A 15,630-nucleotide genomic window follows, 5' to 3' on the forward strand; every position below is an offset into this window, starting at 1 on the left:
GTGGCAGGTTCATGACGAGTCGGAAAAAGCAGATCCAGAGCGTGCTGGCGAAGGCGAGCAGCATGTACCCGAGCTCGGAGCGTCCGCTGGCCGAGCCGCCCGCCGGATCCGATCTCAAGCCGGTGATGGGTGACCCAGGGGTTCCGTGGCTCGGCAACACCCTCGAAGCGCTCGTCGACCCGCTCAAGTCGGCCATGGAACGGTTCGAACGCTACGGACAGGTCTCCTGGTCGGGTGCGCTGGGCATGAACATGGTCACCCTCGTCGGTCCGGACGCGATCGAAGCGGTGTGGATGAACCGCAAGAAGGCGTTCTCGAGCGAACTCGGCTGGGAACCGATGATCGGCCCGTTCTTCCGCCGGGGCGTGATGCTGATGGACTTCGACGAGCACATGCAGCACCGCCGCATCATGCAGCAGGCGTTCAGCCGGCCCCGCCTCACCGGCTACCTCGACATCATGACCCCGCACATCGAGAAGACCCTCGCCAACTGGGAGGTGGGCAACGGCTTCAAGATGTACTCCCGCACCAAGGACCTCACCCTGTCGCTGGCGACCGAGGTCTTCATGGGTGCCCACGTCAGCGAGGCCGAGGCCCACCGACTGGAGCACGCCTTCGAGGCGGCGGTTCGCGGCGGTCAGGCGATCGTGCGCAAGGACGTCGGCAACTGGACCTGGGCCAAGGGCCTCCGGGGTCGCGAGGTGCTGCAGGAGTACTTCCGCTCCGAGATCCCGCTGCGACGAGGCAACGACGCCGACGACCTGTTCAGCGTGCTCTGCAACGCCGAGAGCGACGAGGGCGAGACGTTCTCCGACGAGGACATCGTCAACCACATGATCTTCGTGATGATGGCTGCGCACGACACCAGCACGATCGCGCTGTCGATGATGACCTACTTCCTCGGCAAGCACCCCGAGTGGCAGCAGCGCCTGCGCGAGGAGTCTCTCGCCCTCGACAAGCCGACGATCGATTACGACGACGTCGACAAGCTCCCCAGCATGGAGCTGGCCTTCAAGGAGACGCTGCGCCTCAACGCCCCGGTCGGGATGCTCTTCCGAATGGCGATCGAGGACACCGAGGTCTGCGGCCATTACATCCCGAAGGGCACGCTGCTCGGCATCCACCCGTGGGCGACGATGCTGCGCAAGGAATGGTGGCCCAACCCCACCCACTTCGACCCCGAACGCTTCTCGCCGGAACGCCGCGAAGACAAGGTCCACCGCTTCGCATGGGCACCCTTCGGCGGCGGTGCCCACAAGTGCATCGGCCTGTATTTCGGTGGCATGGAAGTGAAGTCGATCCTGCACCAGATGCTGCAGCGCTTTGAATGGGACGTCCCGGCCGGCTACCGCCCGGAACTCACCTACGGCACCGGTCCGACCCCCGCCGACGGCCTCCCGATCAACCTGCGGCACCGCAAGATCTGACGATTCCTCACAACCGAGGAGCGAGCCGCTCCACCGCTCCCCGGGGTGCGAGTAGCGCAAGTACCAGCCCAACGCTTCCCGGGGTGCGAGCAGCGCAAGCACCAGGCCACCGCTCACCGGGGTGCGTGCAGCGCAAGCACCAACCCACCGCTCCCCGGGGTGCGAGTAGCGCAAGCACCAACCCACCGCTTCCCGGGGTGCGAGCAGCGCAAGCACCAGCCCACCGGTCTCCGGGGTGCGAGTAGCGCAAGCACCAACCCACCGCTCCCTGAGGTGCGAGGAGCGATAGCCGCCGGGCCGAGCAAGCGACGAAGGAGCGCGTCGAGGTCGACGAGCCACGAAGACATCCCAGGGGTGCAAGGTGTCAAGCGGCGAGGTTGGCGCGGTGGTTCCAGGCGGTGTGTTCGTTGTAGAGGGTGCGGTGTTTGAGGCAGCCGTGGAGGATGCCGATGAGCCGGTTGGCGAGCGCACGCAAGGCTTGGGGGTGGGACTTCTTCTGATCTCGCAGGCTGTCGTAGTAGACGCGGGCGCCGGGACTGCCGGTCAGCGCGCTTTGCGCCATCGCCATGGCGGCGGCGTTGAGGCGGGTGTTGCGGATATGGCGGGCCAGCACGACGTGCCCTTTGCCTGAGGCGATGGTCCGTGGTGAGGTGCCGGCATAGTTTCTGCGAGACTTGGCGGTGGCATAGCGTTCGGGGTCGTCCCCGAACTCGCCAAGCATCCGGGCGCCGGTGATGTCACCGACTCCGGGCATGGACAGGTAGATCTCGGCGTCGGCGATGCGCTCTAAAAGACTGGGCCATACTGGTTTCCAGTTGATCAATTTGGGTGTTGAGCGTCGTCAGCATGTTCACCGTCACGGTCACGGTCGCCGCATACGCTGCGGTAAGTGCCTCCGGTGCGCTCAGATGACCGCCCCCACGCAGGGCCTGCTGGATCTCGCGGGCACGGGTATCGGTATTGCGTTGGCGGCCACCCTTTTTCAGAGCTGATCGGATCGCCGCGACCGTCAGTGCCGCTCCCTGTCGTGGGGTGGGAGCGCGACGCAACACCGCCAGGCAGTCTTTGTGGGCGAGGTCGCCGCCGAAGGCATCGACCGCGGCCGGATAGTAGGCGCCCAGTTGAGCGCGCAACACGTTCTGTTGTGCTGAGCGCGCCCACACCAGATTCTGATGCGTACGGGCCATCACCGTGATCGCCTTGACCTCGACGGTGTCGGCGGCGACCAATCGATGATTGTGCCGGTCGGTCCGCACCAGATCAGCCAGCGTTTTCGCGTCAGCCTTATCGGATTTGGTGCCCCCGACATGGTGGCGGTCGCGGTACCGCGACACCGACAACGGGTTGATCGCATACACCTGATAGCCCGCGGCGACCAGGGCGGCGACCCACATGCCGTGATCGGTTTCGATCCCCACCACCACCTCAGAGGGGTCGTGGGCGAACCGGGCGAGCAGGTCATGCATCGCCGTCACGCCGGCCGCGTTCTCGGGTAGTCGGCGGGTGGCCAGGGTGGTGCCGTGTTCATCCATCACGCACACGTCGTGATGATCCGACGCCCAGTCGTTGCCCACACAGATCATGTCGGTCGTTCACCTCGTCTTCGGTCGTCTCGATCGATCGTCGGTGTGAACCTTGGGGTGATCACCCTTGACGCGGCCTAATGGATCAGTGCTCACCCCACATGGTTCAGGGGGCACGACATCCCAGAAGCGTTCTAGCGGGTGATCCTTACCCGGCCGGGCCACGGTCTTCGTGTAGAAATCCGACACCGTTTCAGGGTCTCGGAGTGGTCACCGGCCGGGAAGGCTCACACAAACCAGCATCCCCTGCAGGACGCCGATCCACCCCCATTAGGGTCCCAGTCGATCTCACGGCTGGGGCCTTCGTGGTTCGCTGCTCGTGCAACTCAAGGTCAGGAGTAGACAGGCGCAAAAGAAATTCTCATCCCCCTGAGCACGATCGAAGGGAAATATGCCCTTCGATCACGCTGAGAGGGACGCGTTTTGGCACGCCAGAGGTCCAACTGTGCGCAACCGCAGACCCCAACGGGTGAAGAGCGACGGCGACGACCTCAGCAGAGCCCCTCCCCGCTGATTGAGCCGGCACCGAGCGAAGCCGCCGGGCCGAGCAAGCGACGAAGGAGCGCGTCGAGGTCGAGGAGCCCCCCTCCGCTGGTTGAGCCGGCACCGAGCGCAGCGAGGAGCCCCCCTCCGCTGGTTGAGCCGGCACCGAGCGAAGCGAGGAGCCGTGTCGAAGCCACCTGGTGACCCGAAGTCACCAAGTGATTCCGCACCAACAACCCCCTACGACGCCCCGAGAATGCTGATCTCGAAGACGAGGGTGTCGCCGACCTCGATGTTCGCCTGCGGATTGCCCTGCGCGTATCCGTCGGCCGACGTCATGGCGACGCCCACCTTCGACCCGACCTTCTGTCCCGCGATGGCCTTGCTGAACCCGGGGATCACGCCGTCGAGCGGGAACGTCACGGGGGAGCCGTTTGCGTAGGCGCTGTCGAAGGTCTCGCCGGTGCGGCCGTTCACACCGACGTAGCAGACCGACACCGACGCGGTTTCCGGAACGACGGCGCCGTCACCCTCGACGAGCGTCTTGACCTGGGTCTCGTCGACGCTGAACGGGTTCTCGACGGTGATGTCCGGGGCCTCGGTCGCGGTGGACGCGACCATCTGCAATCCACCGGTGGTGCCCTGCTCGGTCCACTGCGGCGTGGCATCGGCGTTCGCCGGGGCGGTCGGGCAGCTCTCAGCTGCCGCTGCGGGTGTCTCGCTCGCGCCGGTCGCTGCCGTCGCCGTGGGTTCGGTTGTGCCCGAACCGGAATCGGAGTCGGAGCTGCAACCGGCGACAGCCAGGACGAGAGCGGTGCCGAGGGCGAGGGTCACGTTCTTGATGTTCACCCTCGGAACGCTACCCGAGGCGCGGCCCCTCACCGAGAGCCTCGACCGGCCAACAGTCGAGCGGCCCGTTCGAGATCGGCCCGCACCGCTTGCGCCGCCGGCCACCGCGTCGCGGTCAGCACCAGCCCACCGATCGCGGGCACCGTCAGCACCGCCTCGGCATGCACGTCGGTGCGGGCCTCGCGATCGGCGAACGTCAACGTCAGGACCGCATCAACGGACCGCCACCGTCCGATCTCCTGCCACCGTCGACGAGACTCACAGGCGGTCACCTCCATCCGCGGTGACACCCCGGGTACGACGGTGACGTCGGTCCAGCTGGTGCCGACGTCACCTGCCCGGTCACCGATCGGTCGCAGGTCGTCGATGCGGCGCAGGCTCGACTGCCATTCCGGTCGATTCGTCGGGTCAGCGAGGTAGTCGAAGGTGACGTCGATCGGGGCGTCGAACGAGACCACCGTGTCGATGACGGTGACGCGGGCGGGGGAGAGCATCAGCGGATGAGCTCCGCGAGTTGCTCGACCTCGGCGACGCTGCCCGGGGACACGAGCATCATCGTCACCCCGCACGCTTCCCAGACCTTGATCTGTTCACGCACGTGGTCCAGGTCGCCGACGATCGCCGAGTCGTCCACCACGGCGTCTGGGATGATCTGGGCCGCTTCGTCTTTACGGTTGCTGCGGAAGAGTGCAGTCACCTCGTCGACGACATCGGAATACCCCATCCGGCGGTATACCTCGGCGTGGAAGTTGGTGTCCTCGCTGCCCATTCCGCCCATGTACAGCGCCAGGAACGGTTTGATCGCGGCGTAGGTGCCCTCGCGGTCATCGGTGACGACGATCTGGGCGGTTGCGCACACCTCGAAGTCTTCGCGACTGCGTCGTGCACCCGGGCGGGCGAATCCCTCGTCGAGCCACTCGTTGTAGGTGTCGGCCATCCGCGGCGTGTAGAACAGCGGCAGCCAGCCATCGGCGATCTCAGCGGCGAGCGCGACGTTCTTCGGCCCCTCGGCGCCGAGCATGACGGGGATGTCGCTGCGCAGCGGGTGCGTGATCGGCTTGAGCGTCTTGCCCAGTCCCGATGCGCCCGCACCGTCGAACGGCAGTGGGTAGTGGGGTCCGGCGCTGCTGACCGGTGCCTCACGCGCCCACACCTGGCGCATGATGTCGATGTACTCGCGGGTCCGGGCCAGCGGCTTGGCGAACTTCTGGCCGTACCAGCCTTCGACGACCTGCGGACCCGAAACACCCAGCCCGACGATGTGCCGTCCGCCGGACAGGTGGTCGAGGGTCAGCGCGGCCATCGCGCAGGCGGTGGGGGTGCGGGCCGAGAGCTGCAGCACCGACGTCCCGAGCCGGACACGTTCCGTCGACGACCCGAGCCAGGCCAGCGGGGTGTAGGCGTCGGATCCCCAGGCCTCGGCGGTGAAGATGCTGTCAAAACCGGAGGCCTCGGCCGCGGCGACGATCTCGGCGTGATGGGTCGGCGGTTGCGCACCCCAGTAGCCCAGTTGCAGACCGAGTTTCACTGGCTGACCCCCTCGGACTCCGCTGTGTTCTCGGACTCCGCAGCAGCCTCGGCGGCGATCTGATCGAACTGCGCGCCCATCGCCGCGGCGACGGCCTGTGCTCCCGACAGCGGCCGGACCATGACCATGAGGTCGTCGATCTTGCCGTCGTCGTTGACGTGGATGAAGTCGCAACCGGTGATCTTCTTGCCGCCGACCACGGCCTCGAAGACGAGCGCCGAGTCGTGCCCGTCGGCGTCGTTGATCTCTCGGATGTACCGGAAGTCCTCGAAGACCCGCAGCACGCCCCGCAGGATGGCCGACGTGATGGCCTTGCCCGGATACGGCTTGAATGCGACCGGACTGGTGAAGACCACATCGTCGGCGAGCAGCACCCTCATCGCCTGCTCGTCACGCGCCTCGACGGCCTCTCGGAACTGCTTCATGCGTCGACCTCCCTGTCGATGATCCTGCGTCGACGCTAGTGGATGCCGGGCCGGTTGCGGACGGAAGGCGAGGAGCCAGCAGGACGACCAGCGCCGTCGCCAGCATTGCGATACCCACCCAACCGATTGCGGTGATGGATTCCGACAGCACTCCGACGGCCAGCGCGGTCGCGACAGCGGGCTCGATCAGGGTGATGGTGGTGGCGGTCGAACTGTCGATCCGACCGAGTCCACGACTGAACAGCACGTACCCGAGGAACTGCGGAACCAGGACGAGGTAGGCGAGAACGCCGAGGGTTTCGGGGTACGCGACCACAGCCGGTACCCCGACCCCGACGACCGGCAACAGAAACAATCCGCCCAGTCCCATCACCGTCCCGGCCGCGGCGCCGCGCGGCACCGACCTGTTCATGAGCCGACGCATCGCCCACGACAACCCGGCGTAGGTGACACCCGCGAGCAGGCCGAGGCCGACACCGAGCGCCGACGATGAACTTCCGCCGAGTGCGTCCGCATGCGACGACTCGCTCCGCGACACGGCCAACGCCGCACTGCCGACGATGCCGAGCGCGCACGCGATGGTCCACCGCAGGGTCAGCCTCCGCCCGTCGGCCACTCGCTCGATGACCGCGGACACCAGCGGAGCCGACGCCAACGACACGACGGTTCCGAGCGCGACGCCGCCGACGCGCATGGACCCGAAGAAGCAGAGGGGGTAGATCAGCACGCAGATCCCACCGAGAAGGGCGACCCGCCACTGAGCCGTCACCGACGACCACGCGGCTCGAATCCCGCGGGCGTTGACCGCCGCCTGCAGCAGCCCGCCACCGCACATGGCCACGGCGCCGACGGTCACGGCACTGAGCTCGGGCGCCATCGCCGCGGCGGTACCCGAGGTGCCCCACAGGATCGCGGTCAGAGCGACCGCCAGCATCCCGATGCGTTCGCTCCGACGGGACTCGCTCATCTGTGGGTGCCGACCGGCGACGCCGGATGGGGGTGTCGCGCATAGAACTCGAGGTGCCGACGTGCCGCGTCGTCCCACGTGAGAGACGCGGCCAGGGCACGCCCGGACGCAGTGCTATCGGGGTCGGGCACGAGAGAGGCGTCGAGGGCGTCGGCCAGTTCGGCGACGGTCGAGGCGTAGGAGACGGTCGTACCGAACACCTCACGCAGGATGGGAAGGTCTCGCGCGACGACGGGACGCCCCGCGGCGAGGGCTTCCATCGCGGCCAGGCCAAAGCCTTCCTTCACCGATGGGAACGCGAACACCCGGCAGGCGGCGACCAGCGACGGCAGGTTGTCGTCGGGCACATTCCCGAGCACGATCGGTTCGACGTCGAGTTCGGCTCGCCGACAGTCGAAGTCGGCACGGTAGTCGCGGTAGTCGAACAGGGTCTCGCCGCCCGCGAAGACGAGCTTCAGGTCCGGGTGACGTTCGCGCAGTACGGCATATGCCTCCAGAAGGTCGATGCTGCCCTTGCGGGGTTCGATTCCGCCGACGGCGAGCACATAGTCACCCAGCTGGTCCGACCAGCGCCGCCGCGCCTCGACCGACTCGGGGGAGTCCGACGCCGCGCCCGCGAAGCGTTCGTACGCAACCCCATTCGGGATCACCGTCGGATGCAAGTCCCAGCCCTGCTCCACCTCGTCGGCCACGGCACGCGACACGCAGATTCGCGCATACGGGTTGACCACCGCCTTCTCGTGGCAGTCGACGAGGATCGGTGTCGTGAACTGGTCGAGATGGTGGATCGTGCGGATGCATGTCCCGACGGCGTTGGCGCTGATGCAGTCCTGGGCGTGCACGATGTCGAAGTCGGCCGGGTCGAAGGCGGCCCGCAGGGTGTCGATGGACCGCACGATGCGTTGGGTGATCGTCTCGTTCTCCCGGTCGGGGAACGGGACGAGCCGAACCCGCACAGCCGGATCCACCGCGCGGAAGAAGCCTTCGTCGCCACCGCGGGCGAGCGACCACACCGTGACGTCGGCGTCGAGCCGGGCCATCGCCTCGGCCAGGTTCAACGTATGGACCACGCCGCCACGGGGTTTCGTCGAATAGGTGAGCAGAGCGACACGCAGCGGCGGACTTGTCGTGCCGGTCACCGCTGGTCCGCCGACGTCGTCGACCGGTAGGTGTCCGGCCGGAGTTCCGCGAGGTGACTCAGGACGCGCCGCGCCCGGTCGACCTCGGCATCGACATCGACTGTCACCGTCGCCATTCCGCCTTTCGATCGCGTGGTCGCCAGAATGTCACCGCCGGGTCCGACGACCTTCGCCTGTCCGAGGAAGCGTAGTGATCCCATGACCCCGGTCTGGTTCGACGACACGACAAACACCTGATTCTCCGCGGCGCGGGCACAGTCGTAGAGGTCGAACAGCCGGGACTGGCGGTCGGCGGGCAGGCGCGCGGCGCGATCGGTGACGCTGGCGGGCCACGCCGACAGCGCCGCGATGATCCGCGCGCCGTCCAGCGCGAGCGTGCGCGCCGACTCCGGGAACGTCTTGTCGTAGTCGATCAGCATGCCCAGACGGCCGACCGGGGTGTCGAACGAGCCGAACTGATCGCCCGCCGCGTAGGCGAGCGCCTCGCCGGCGGGTTGATGGACCTTGCGGTGTGTGCCCAGGACACCGTCTCCGGTAACACAGACGGCGGTGTTGAACCGCTGATCATCGACCGCTTCGGTGTACCCGATACACACGGTCATGTCACCGGCGGCGGCCGCGATCGCCGCGAGCTCCGGACCGTCCGGGTGCAGCGCCGGCGGCAGTTCGGCCGGGTCGGGGTGCCGGAGGTCACCCAGGTATCCACCGAGCGAGGCATCGGGGAAGACGAGGAGGTCGACGCCGTCGCGCGCCGCGGATTCGACGATGCCGACCGCTTTGGCGACACCGCGTTCCACGTCGCGTCCGAAGTGCGCGGCGAGGGCGCCGAGGGTGACCGTCCTCATGGGCGAAGGGTACCGGCCGGATCCGTCGGCCGGTCGGGTCGCCGGGGAATCATGCGACGCCCAGTCCGGTGACCGTCGACGCGACCGCGACAGTCGTCTCGCCGTCGGGCCACCGCAGCCGCACGCCCGGTTGAGCGGTCAGCCGGCCGCAATCGGCGGTCGTCACCGGCTCGGGTGCAGGGACGTCGCGTCGAGCACCCGCCCGGTCGGTGCTGAGCATGGCATAACCGGGGAAGCAGGTGAGCCACGCGCCCATCGACGCGTCGCCGGGGCGCGGCACTGCCGTCACGTCGAGCTCTGCACCCGTTCCCGACGCTTCGGCGAGCATGCCGAGAGTGCCGACGATCCCGGCCATGCTGACGTCTTTGGCCGACGCCGGGCGCACGGTCGCGAGATGGGATGTCATGGCGCAGAGTTCCTCGCTGCTCCGCGAACTCGTCGAGTCCCACTGGCGGTCGTGATATCCGGGTCGCCACGAGCCGCCGAGATCCGCGTGCAGGGTGACGGTGTCGCCGACCCGGCCACCGCCCGCGGGCAGGGGACTGGGCGTCGTGCCCAGCGCGGTCACCGACAGCGCCGACGGCACACCGACCTGCGTGTGACCGCCGAGCACGGGTGTGCGCCACGCCGCTGCGGCCGAGCTGATCCCGCGGATGATGCGGGTGAGATGCGATGTCGTGGGCGCGCCGACGGCGTCGAGGAGACCGAGCGGCCGAGCCCCCATCGCGCTGAGGTCGTTGAGGTTGACGAGCACCGAACACCAACCGGCCCACTCCGGATCGCGTTCGATCATCGACGGGACGATTGCGTCGCAGGCGGCGATGACGTCGGTGCCGGGCAGCGGAACGCCGTCGTCGCCGCGGAATCCGGTAGCACCGAGACCGCCCGGTTGGTCTGCGAACGGCGCGAGTGCCTCGGCGAGAACTGCTTTCGTCCCGTCGACTGTGCGTTGAATTCGGTTGAGTGGGTAGCCCATCTCCCGATGCGACCGCTCATTGATCACCGGGCCTGGCCCGCGGTCCTGCCAGCCGAGCCTCGAGAACATCGGTACGTACCGATCCTGGACGGTGGCGTCGAACCGCAGGGCGCCCAGTTGTTCGACGTGCGCGCACGCCGCCCGCACAAGTGCCGGCCCGATCCCGGCTGCCAGGCCAGGATCGGCGACGACGAGTCGGGAGCCGAACCACCATCCGATGTCGGTGCGCTCGGACCCCGCCCACGGCGTGGCGGCGATCCGCACGCCACCCGCGATCGTCCCGTCGGGCAGTGTCGCGATCAGGACGGTGGTGCGCGGGTCGTCGTCGATGTCATCGACGTCGGTGCGGTCGAAAAGCGCCTGCCGATCGACGAATTCGCGGTGCCGCAGCACGCGATACGCCGCATGTTCCCGCGGGCTGTCCGCGACGGTGATCAGAAACTCCGACCGCGGTGTCGTTCGCGGGAGCCCGGACAGGATCGACAGTTCGCCCCGTGACAACACGTCAGCCCCCGACCGTCGGCAGGACGCTGCAGGCACCGCAAGCCGCGCATCCCGCACGCTGCTCCGATCCGGACATCCCGATGAAGCTCAGATGACCGGCCACCTCGCGGGTGATCTTCTCGACGATCGTGGGGTCGGGTGCCGGGGCGTTGTCGACGTCGACGGCGAGGGTTCCCGCGTGACGCCGGAACGGCACGATGAAGGGATACACGCCCGTGTCGGCGAGTTCCTTGGCGCCGGCGATCATCTCGTCGGTGTCCTCGCCGAGTCCGACCAGCAGGTAGGTCGACACCTGGTTGCGCCCGAACACCCGGACGGCCTCGGCCCACGCCGCCCGGTACTCCGACATCGGTACCGTCGACTTGCCCGGCATCCAGCGACGCCGCACGTCGTCGTCGAAGGATTCGACGTGGATGCCGATGGCGTCCGCACCGGCCTCGCGCAGTTCGGTCAGCACGGCGAGGTCGGCCGGCGGCTCGCACTGCACCTGGATCGGCAGTTCCGGCACCGCCGCTTTGATCGCCCGGACGCACCGAGCGAGATGACGAGCCCCGCGATCGCGTCCACCACTGGTACCGGTCGTCATGACCATGTTGGTGACGCCGTCGAGAGCGACAGCCGCACGGGCGACCTCGGCGAGTTGCTCGGGCTTCTTCACCGCGATCGTCGAGCCGGACTTCAGCGACTCCTCGATCGAACAGAACCGGCACCGCTGGTCCTCGGCGTAGCGGATACAGGTCTGCAGGACGGTCGTCGCCAAGACGTTGCGTCCGTGCAGGCGGGCGATCTTCTCGTAGCTCACCCCGTCCGCGGTCTGCAGGTCGTAGAACCGTGGACGTCCGATCGCGCTGACCTCAACACCGATGTCGACCCCGTCGTACAGCACGCGATCACCGTCGAAGACGAACGGGCTCTGCGGGTTCCGCGGGATCGCGGCATGCAACCCGTCGACCATCAGGTGACCGTCGTCGCTGGGTCCCGCCCCGCCGGTGCGCTGCACCGGCGGCTCCCCGCGAATACCGAGCAACGCCAGGTCAACTCGTGTGGATACCGTCATGGGTACTCCTTAGAAGAATGAACTATGTGCTCGACGGTGAGCGCTTCTTGCTGGTTGAGCCGACCCCCGCTGGTTGAGCCGACCCCGAGCCCCCGCTGGTTGAGCCGACCCCGAGCGAAGCGAGGCGTCGAGTCGAAGCCACCTGGTGACCCGTCCTCCACAACGCAACCCCGGTGCCCACAGAACCCCAAACCTACTGCGCATCAACCAATTGCGCGCGTCCACCACAAACCGATCCAACAACATGCTCAGCCACATACCTCGCATCGCGGTCGATACCAAGGAACCGTCCGGACCCCCAGGTGTGCATCCACGGCAACCCCACGAAGCTGAGCCCGGGGACTTCGGTGATCCCGCGCGTCTGCATCGGCCGGCCACCGCCGTCGAAGGCGCTGGCCTCGATCCACCGATAGTCGGGTCGGTAGCCGATGGCCCAGATGATCGAGGTAACGCCTTCGGCCGCGAGATCGAGTTCGGTCGGATCGACCTCGGGCGCCCACACCGGTTCGTACCGCGATGCCTCCGGCGCCTCGATACCCAGTTTCTCGATGTGTCGGTCGATGTCACCGCAGATCGAGTTGTACACGGCGTCGGCCCGGTCGAGGGCGGCCGTCAGCGTTGGCGCGAACCGCAGCGTCGAGTCCTTACCGTCGCTGAGCACGCCGTACAGCTTCATCCCCTCGACGGCAAAGCGCCGGAGGTCGATGTCGCGGCCGCCGTCGCGGCCGGTGACGTAGTGATTCGTCTTCTCCTGCGCGGCACGGCCACCGGGGTACTCCTGGGTCGGTGTGTCGTAGAGACCCATGTCCGACAACCACGTCATGCAGTCGCGGCCGCGATAGAACCGAGCGACTCTCGGCGCGTTGCCGATCGCGAGATGCACCTGCCGGCCGGCGAGGTGCAAGTCCTCGGCGATCTGCGTGCCCGACTGTCCCGACCCGACGACCAGCACGGCACCGTTGGGAAGTTGCTCTGGGTTGAAGTACTCCTCGGAGTGCACCTGGTGCACGGCCGGATCCAGCGACGACGCGAACGGCGGAACCACCGGCAGGGGATACCCGCCGGTTGCGATGACGGCCTGGTCGCAGGTGAGCGACCGCATTCCGTCGGGGCCGTCAAGAGTCAGCTCGAACCGATCACCGGAGAGACGTTGCAGGCGAGTAACTTTGGTGTGTTCGACGAGGGGTGGTTCGAAGGTCTCCAGCCAACCGTGCAACCACTCTACGACCTCGTCACGGGTCATGAACCCGTCCGGATCCGGGCCGTCGTAGGTGTATCCGGGGAGCTTGCAATGCCAGTTCGGAGTCACCAGCGTGAAGTTGTCCCACCGCTTGTCAGCCCATGCATGAACCGCGGTGTCGGCTTCGACGACGAGGTGTTCGACGCCCGCCTGCCCGAGGTACCAGCTGACCGAGAGGCCGGCTTGTCCGCCGCCGATGACGACGACCGGCACGTGTGTGTTCATGACCGCCCCTCACTGCTGGTTCCACCGCTACCACCGCTGGTTGAGCCGGGCCGGAGCGAAGCGACGCCCCGTGTCGAAGCCACTTCCGAACCCCCACTGCTGGTTGAGCCGGGCCGGAGCGAAGCGACGCCCCGAGTCGAAGCCACTTCCGCACCCGGCAACGGCGGGTACATCGACACCACCTCGACCTCAGCCGAATTGGAATGCCGAGAGGCGTCGATAACGATCTCCTCCGCCGACGCCGCGGCCGACGTGCAGGCGAATCCGTACTTGGCACGGACACGCGCGCTGGCCTCGTCGAGCGCGGTGGTGGCCCGCGACCGGAAGTCGTCGACGCGGTACGTACCCGGCGCGAGGTGGTCGTGCAGTACGAGGCTGGGGGAGTAGTACTGGCGGAGCAGGCCGTCGGGCCAGCGCACCTGGACGGTCATCTCAGGCATGGGCGAGGTCCCGCCATGCGAAGGCCGCCGAGGTGTCGGCATCGGTGTCGGCCTCGACGAGCATCCCGTACACCTCAGGCCGACGGTCCCGCAGATGGAACATGCCGGCCCGCATGGCGGTGAAGCTCTCCGCGATGTCCACCTCGGCGACGGCCAGGCCGCTTCCGAGAAGCGTTGTGTCGAGGATGTTCCCACCGGGGTCGACGATCTTGGCGTTGCCCACGTAACGCAGCGACCCGAAGGTGCCGCTCTGGTTGGCCGCGACCCAGAAGACCTGGTTCTCCAGCGCGCGGGCGGTGTCGAAGAGATTGAACCGGTAGGTCCAGCGGTCTTCTTGCAGGTTCTCCGCGGTTGCGGTGCGGGCCGCCGGCCACGCGGACAGGCTGGCGATGATCTCGGCGCCCTTGAGTGCCATGATTCGGGCGGCCTCGGGAAACGCCTTGTCGTAACAGATCTGGAGGCCGACGCGACCGACGGGAGTGTCGAAGACGTCGTACCCGGTGCCCGACGAGTACGACATGTTCTCGCCGAGCGGCTGATGCACTTTGCGGTAGCTGCCGTAGATGTGGTTGCCGTCGAGGACGGCGGCCGCGTTGTAGCGTGTCTCACCGTCCTCGCCGAGTTCACAGAACCCGATCGCCACCACGAGATCTCCGACGATGGACTGCACCCGAGCGATCTCGGGCCCGTCGAGGGAGATCGCCGGCGGCAACGACCGGGCGCTGTTCTTCTGGGTGTCGCCGTGGTTCCCCAGGGACGACAGGTATCCGCCGATCGCCGCCTCCGGGAACACCAGGAAGTCGACGCCCCGCGTTCGTGCTTCGGCGACGTACTGTTCGATCGTCGCGTAGTTCTGCTCGAGATCGCGGGTGAAGTTCGCCGCGACGGTTCCGATGGTGGTCATGTGATTCCCAAAGTCGGTGATCGAAAGATGAACTCAGATGGTCTGTTCCGTGACTCAGACCATGTAGGTCGAGTTGATGATCGCGCCCTTGCGTGCGTAGTGGATGAGTGCGTCCTGGACGTCGAGCGGGTGCGCCGGGATGACGCCCTCGATCAGGTCCTCTTCGCGTCCGCCGTGCAGCGCGAGGCCGAAGCGGCAGCAGAACACGGTGCCCCCTTCGGAGATGAAGGTCTCGAGCGAGTTGTTGATGTTCTGCTCACCCGGGAACCCGGAGTCTCCGGTCGTCGGGAATCCGCGTGTGGCAAGGCAATTGATGGCACCGGGTCCGTAGAAGTACATGGCCGATTCGAAACCCTTGCGGAGCGCGCGAGTGGCCTGCAGAACGGCGACGAACGACACCGACGACTCGTGGGCGATGCCGTGCACGAGCGTGAAGTACGACTCACCGTTCTCGGCCTGGTAGTCCGGGAAGATCTTGGTGCCGCCATAGATGTTGGAGCCCTTGGGAAGTGAGGGGTGCGGGATCTCCGCCAGCGACGCGGCGATGTTCTCGGTGATGGTTTCGTCGAAAGAAGGCACAGGAACTCCTGGGATGGCGAGACGAGACAGTGTCTGTGAGTGATCGGCCGCATGGCGGCTCGACGTGCGGGGGGTGGATCGGGCATCATTGCCCTCAGTGGTTCGACCGGAGATCCGGTCTCATCGAGTAGCTATTGCTTGCTACGACACACAGTTCACTCGCCATCGATTACCGAATGGTTTCCGGCGGAATAAAGAAAACTCGGATTCGCGTAACACGACCCTGGTCGGTCGACCGACTCGACCAGACATGCCCGCGACATGAAAAATCCGACGAACCGGTCGGGTCGGGGGTCTGACCGGTTCGTCGGACAAGAGCCAGTGTATCCCTCGCCCCTGACGACGGTCCATCGAGGTATCCGCAATTCTGTGACCTGTCGGATTGCAGATCCTTGATCGGCTCTTGCTCCCTCATGTGAGAGCAACCACCACTCGATCCCTGAGGTGCGGGGAGCGCAA

14 protein-coding genes and 1 pseudogene are annotated in these 15,630 nt (G+C 67.0%); 1 reads left to right on the top strand and 14 read right to left on the bottom strand.

The annotated features are described in order from the left end of the window. Positions 1–11: 11 nt before the first annotated feature. The gene (locus tag QAD21_RS12095; protein WP_203235846.1) at positions 12–1,427 is read left to right on the top strand and encodes a cytochrome P450; all 1,416 of its coding nucleotides are present in this window, start codon (positions 12–14) and stop codon (positions 1,425–1,427) included. A gap of 364 nt (positions 1,428–1,791) precedes the next feature. On the opposite strand, the pseudogene QAD21_RS12100 reads toward QAD21_RS12095, so the two are convergent. The 14 genes and pseudogenes from QAD21_RS12100 to QAD21_RS12165 all read right to left on the bottom strand — a co-directional run bounded on the left by QAD21_RS12100 (position 1,792) and on the right by QAD21_RS12165 (position 15,171). Beyond that, positions 1,792–3,010, bottom strand: a pseudogene (locus QAD21_RS12100) (IS110 family transposase). A gap of 723 nt (positions 3,011–3,733) precedes the next feature. Further along, positions 3,734–4,342 (bottom strand): FKBP-type peptidyl-prolyl cis-trans isomerase, encoded by a 609-nt coding sequence (locus QAD21_RS12105; RefSeq protein ID WP_280359518.1) that lies wholly within the window; start codon positions 4,340–4,342, stop codon positions 3,734–3,736. 29 nt (positions 4,343–4,371) lie between these two features. Continuing rightward, entirely contained in the window at positions 4,372–4,836 is a 465-nt protein-coding gene (locus QAD21_RS12110; protein ID WP_280359520.1) for an SRPBCC family protein, read from the bottom strand. Beyond that, the gene (locus tag QAD21_RS12115; protein ID WP_280359522.1) at positions 4,836–5,870 is read right to left on the bottom strand and encodes an LLM class F420-dependent oxidoreductase; all 1,035 of its coding nucleotides are present in this window, start codon (positions 5,868–5,870) and stop codon (positions 4,836–4,838) included. The genes QAD21_RS12110 and QAD21_RS12115 overlap by 1 nt, the downstream gene beginning before the upstream one ends. Continuing rightward, entirely contained in the window at positions 5,867–6,295 is a 429-nt protein-coding gene (locus QAD21_RS12120; RefSeq protein ID WP_280359524.1) for a nuclear transport factor 2 family protein, read from the bottom strand. Before QAD21_RS12120 ends, QAD21_RS12115 begins: the two co-directional genes overlap by 4 nt. Further along, positions 6,261–7,262 (bottom strand): EamA family transporter, encoded by a 1,002-nt coding sequence (locus QAD21_RS12125; RefSeq protein ID WP_280359525.1) that lies wholly within the window; start codon positions 7,260–7,262, stop codon positions 6,261–6,263. The genes QAD21_RS12120 and QAD21_RS12125 overlap by 35 nt, the downstream gene beginning before the upstream one ends. Beyond that, on the bottom strand, positions 7,259–8,377 hold the full coding sequence (locus QAD21_RS12130) for an MSMEG_0565 family glycosyltransferase (RefSeq protein ID WP_280361692.1): 1,119 nt from the start codon (positions 8,375–8,377) through the stop codon (positions 7,259–7,261). Before QAD21_RS12130 ends, QAD21_RS12125 begins: the two co-directional genes overlap by 4 nt. A 20-nt stretch (positions 8,378–8,397) precedes the next feature. Further along, positions 8,398–9,246 carry a carbon-nitrogen hydrolase family protein gene (locus tag QAD21_RS12135; RefSeq protein ID WP_280359526.1) on the bottom strand — a complete coding sequence of 283 codons (849 nt, stop codon included), beginning with the start codon at positions 9,244–9,246 and terminating at the stop codon, positions 8,398–8,400. A 49-nt stretch (positions 9,247–9,295) separates the two neighbouring features. Further along, the gene (locus QAD21_RS12140; protein WP_280359528.1) at positions 9,296–10,726 is read right to left on the bottom strand and encodes an MSMEG_0567/sll0787 family protein; all 1,431 of its coding nucleotides are present in this window, start codon (positions 10,724–10,726) and stop codon (positions 9,296–9,298) included. A gap of 1 nt (position 10,727) precedes the next feature. After that, positions 10,728–11,783 carry an MSMEG_0568 family radical SAM protein gene (locus tag QAD21_RS12145; protein ID WP_280359529.1) on the bottom strand — a complete coding sequence of 352 codons (1,056 nt, stop codon included), beginning with the start codon at positions 11,781–11,783 and terminating at the stop codon, positions 10,728–10,730. A 193-nt stretch (positions 11,784–11,976) separates the two neighbouring features. Beyond that, a complete protein-coding gene (locus QAD21_RS12150) occupies positions 11,977–13,248 on the bottom strand; it encodes an MSMEG_0569 family flavin-dependent oxidoreductase (protein ID WP_280359530.1) in 1,272 nt (423 codons plus the stop codon). Then, positions 13,245–13,688 carry an MSMEG_0570 family nitrogen starvation response protein gene (locus tag QAD21_RS12155; RefSeq protein ID WP_280359531.1) on the bottom strand — a complete coding sequence of 148 codons (444 nt, stop codon included), beginning with the start codon at positions 13,686–13,688 and terminating at the stop codon, positions 13,245–13,247. The genes QAD21_RS12150 and QAD21_RS12155 overlap by 4 nt, the downstream gene beginning before the upstream one ends. After that, positions 13,681–14,592 (bottom strand): carbon-nitrogen hydrolase family protein, encoded by a 912-nt coding sequence (locus tag QAD21_RS12160; protein WP_226513303.1) that lies wholly within the window; start codon positions 14,590–14,592, stop codon positions 13,681–13,683. Before QAD21_RS12160 ends, QAD21_RS12155 begins: the two co-directional genes overlap by 8 nt. 54 nt (positions 14,593–14,646) lie before the next feature. Continuing rightward, positions 14,647–15,171, bottom strand: a complete 525-nt coding sequence (locus QAD21_RS12165) for an MSMEG_0572/Sll0783 family nitrogen starvation response protein (RefSeq protein ID WP_004019804.1) — start codon at positions 15,169–15,171, stop codon at positions 14,647–14,649. Between the last annotated feature and the right edge of the window lie 459 nt (positions 15,172–15,630).

Origin of the sequence: Gordonia sp. SMJS1 (assembly GCF_029866425.1) — a bacterium.
GTDB lineage: Bacteria > Actinomycetota > Actinomycetes > Mycobacteriales > Mycobacteriaceae > Gordonia > Gordonia hongkongensis.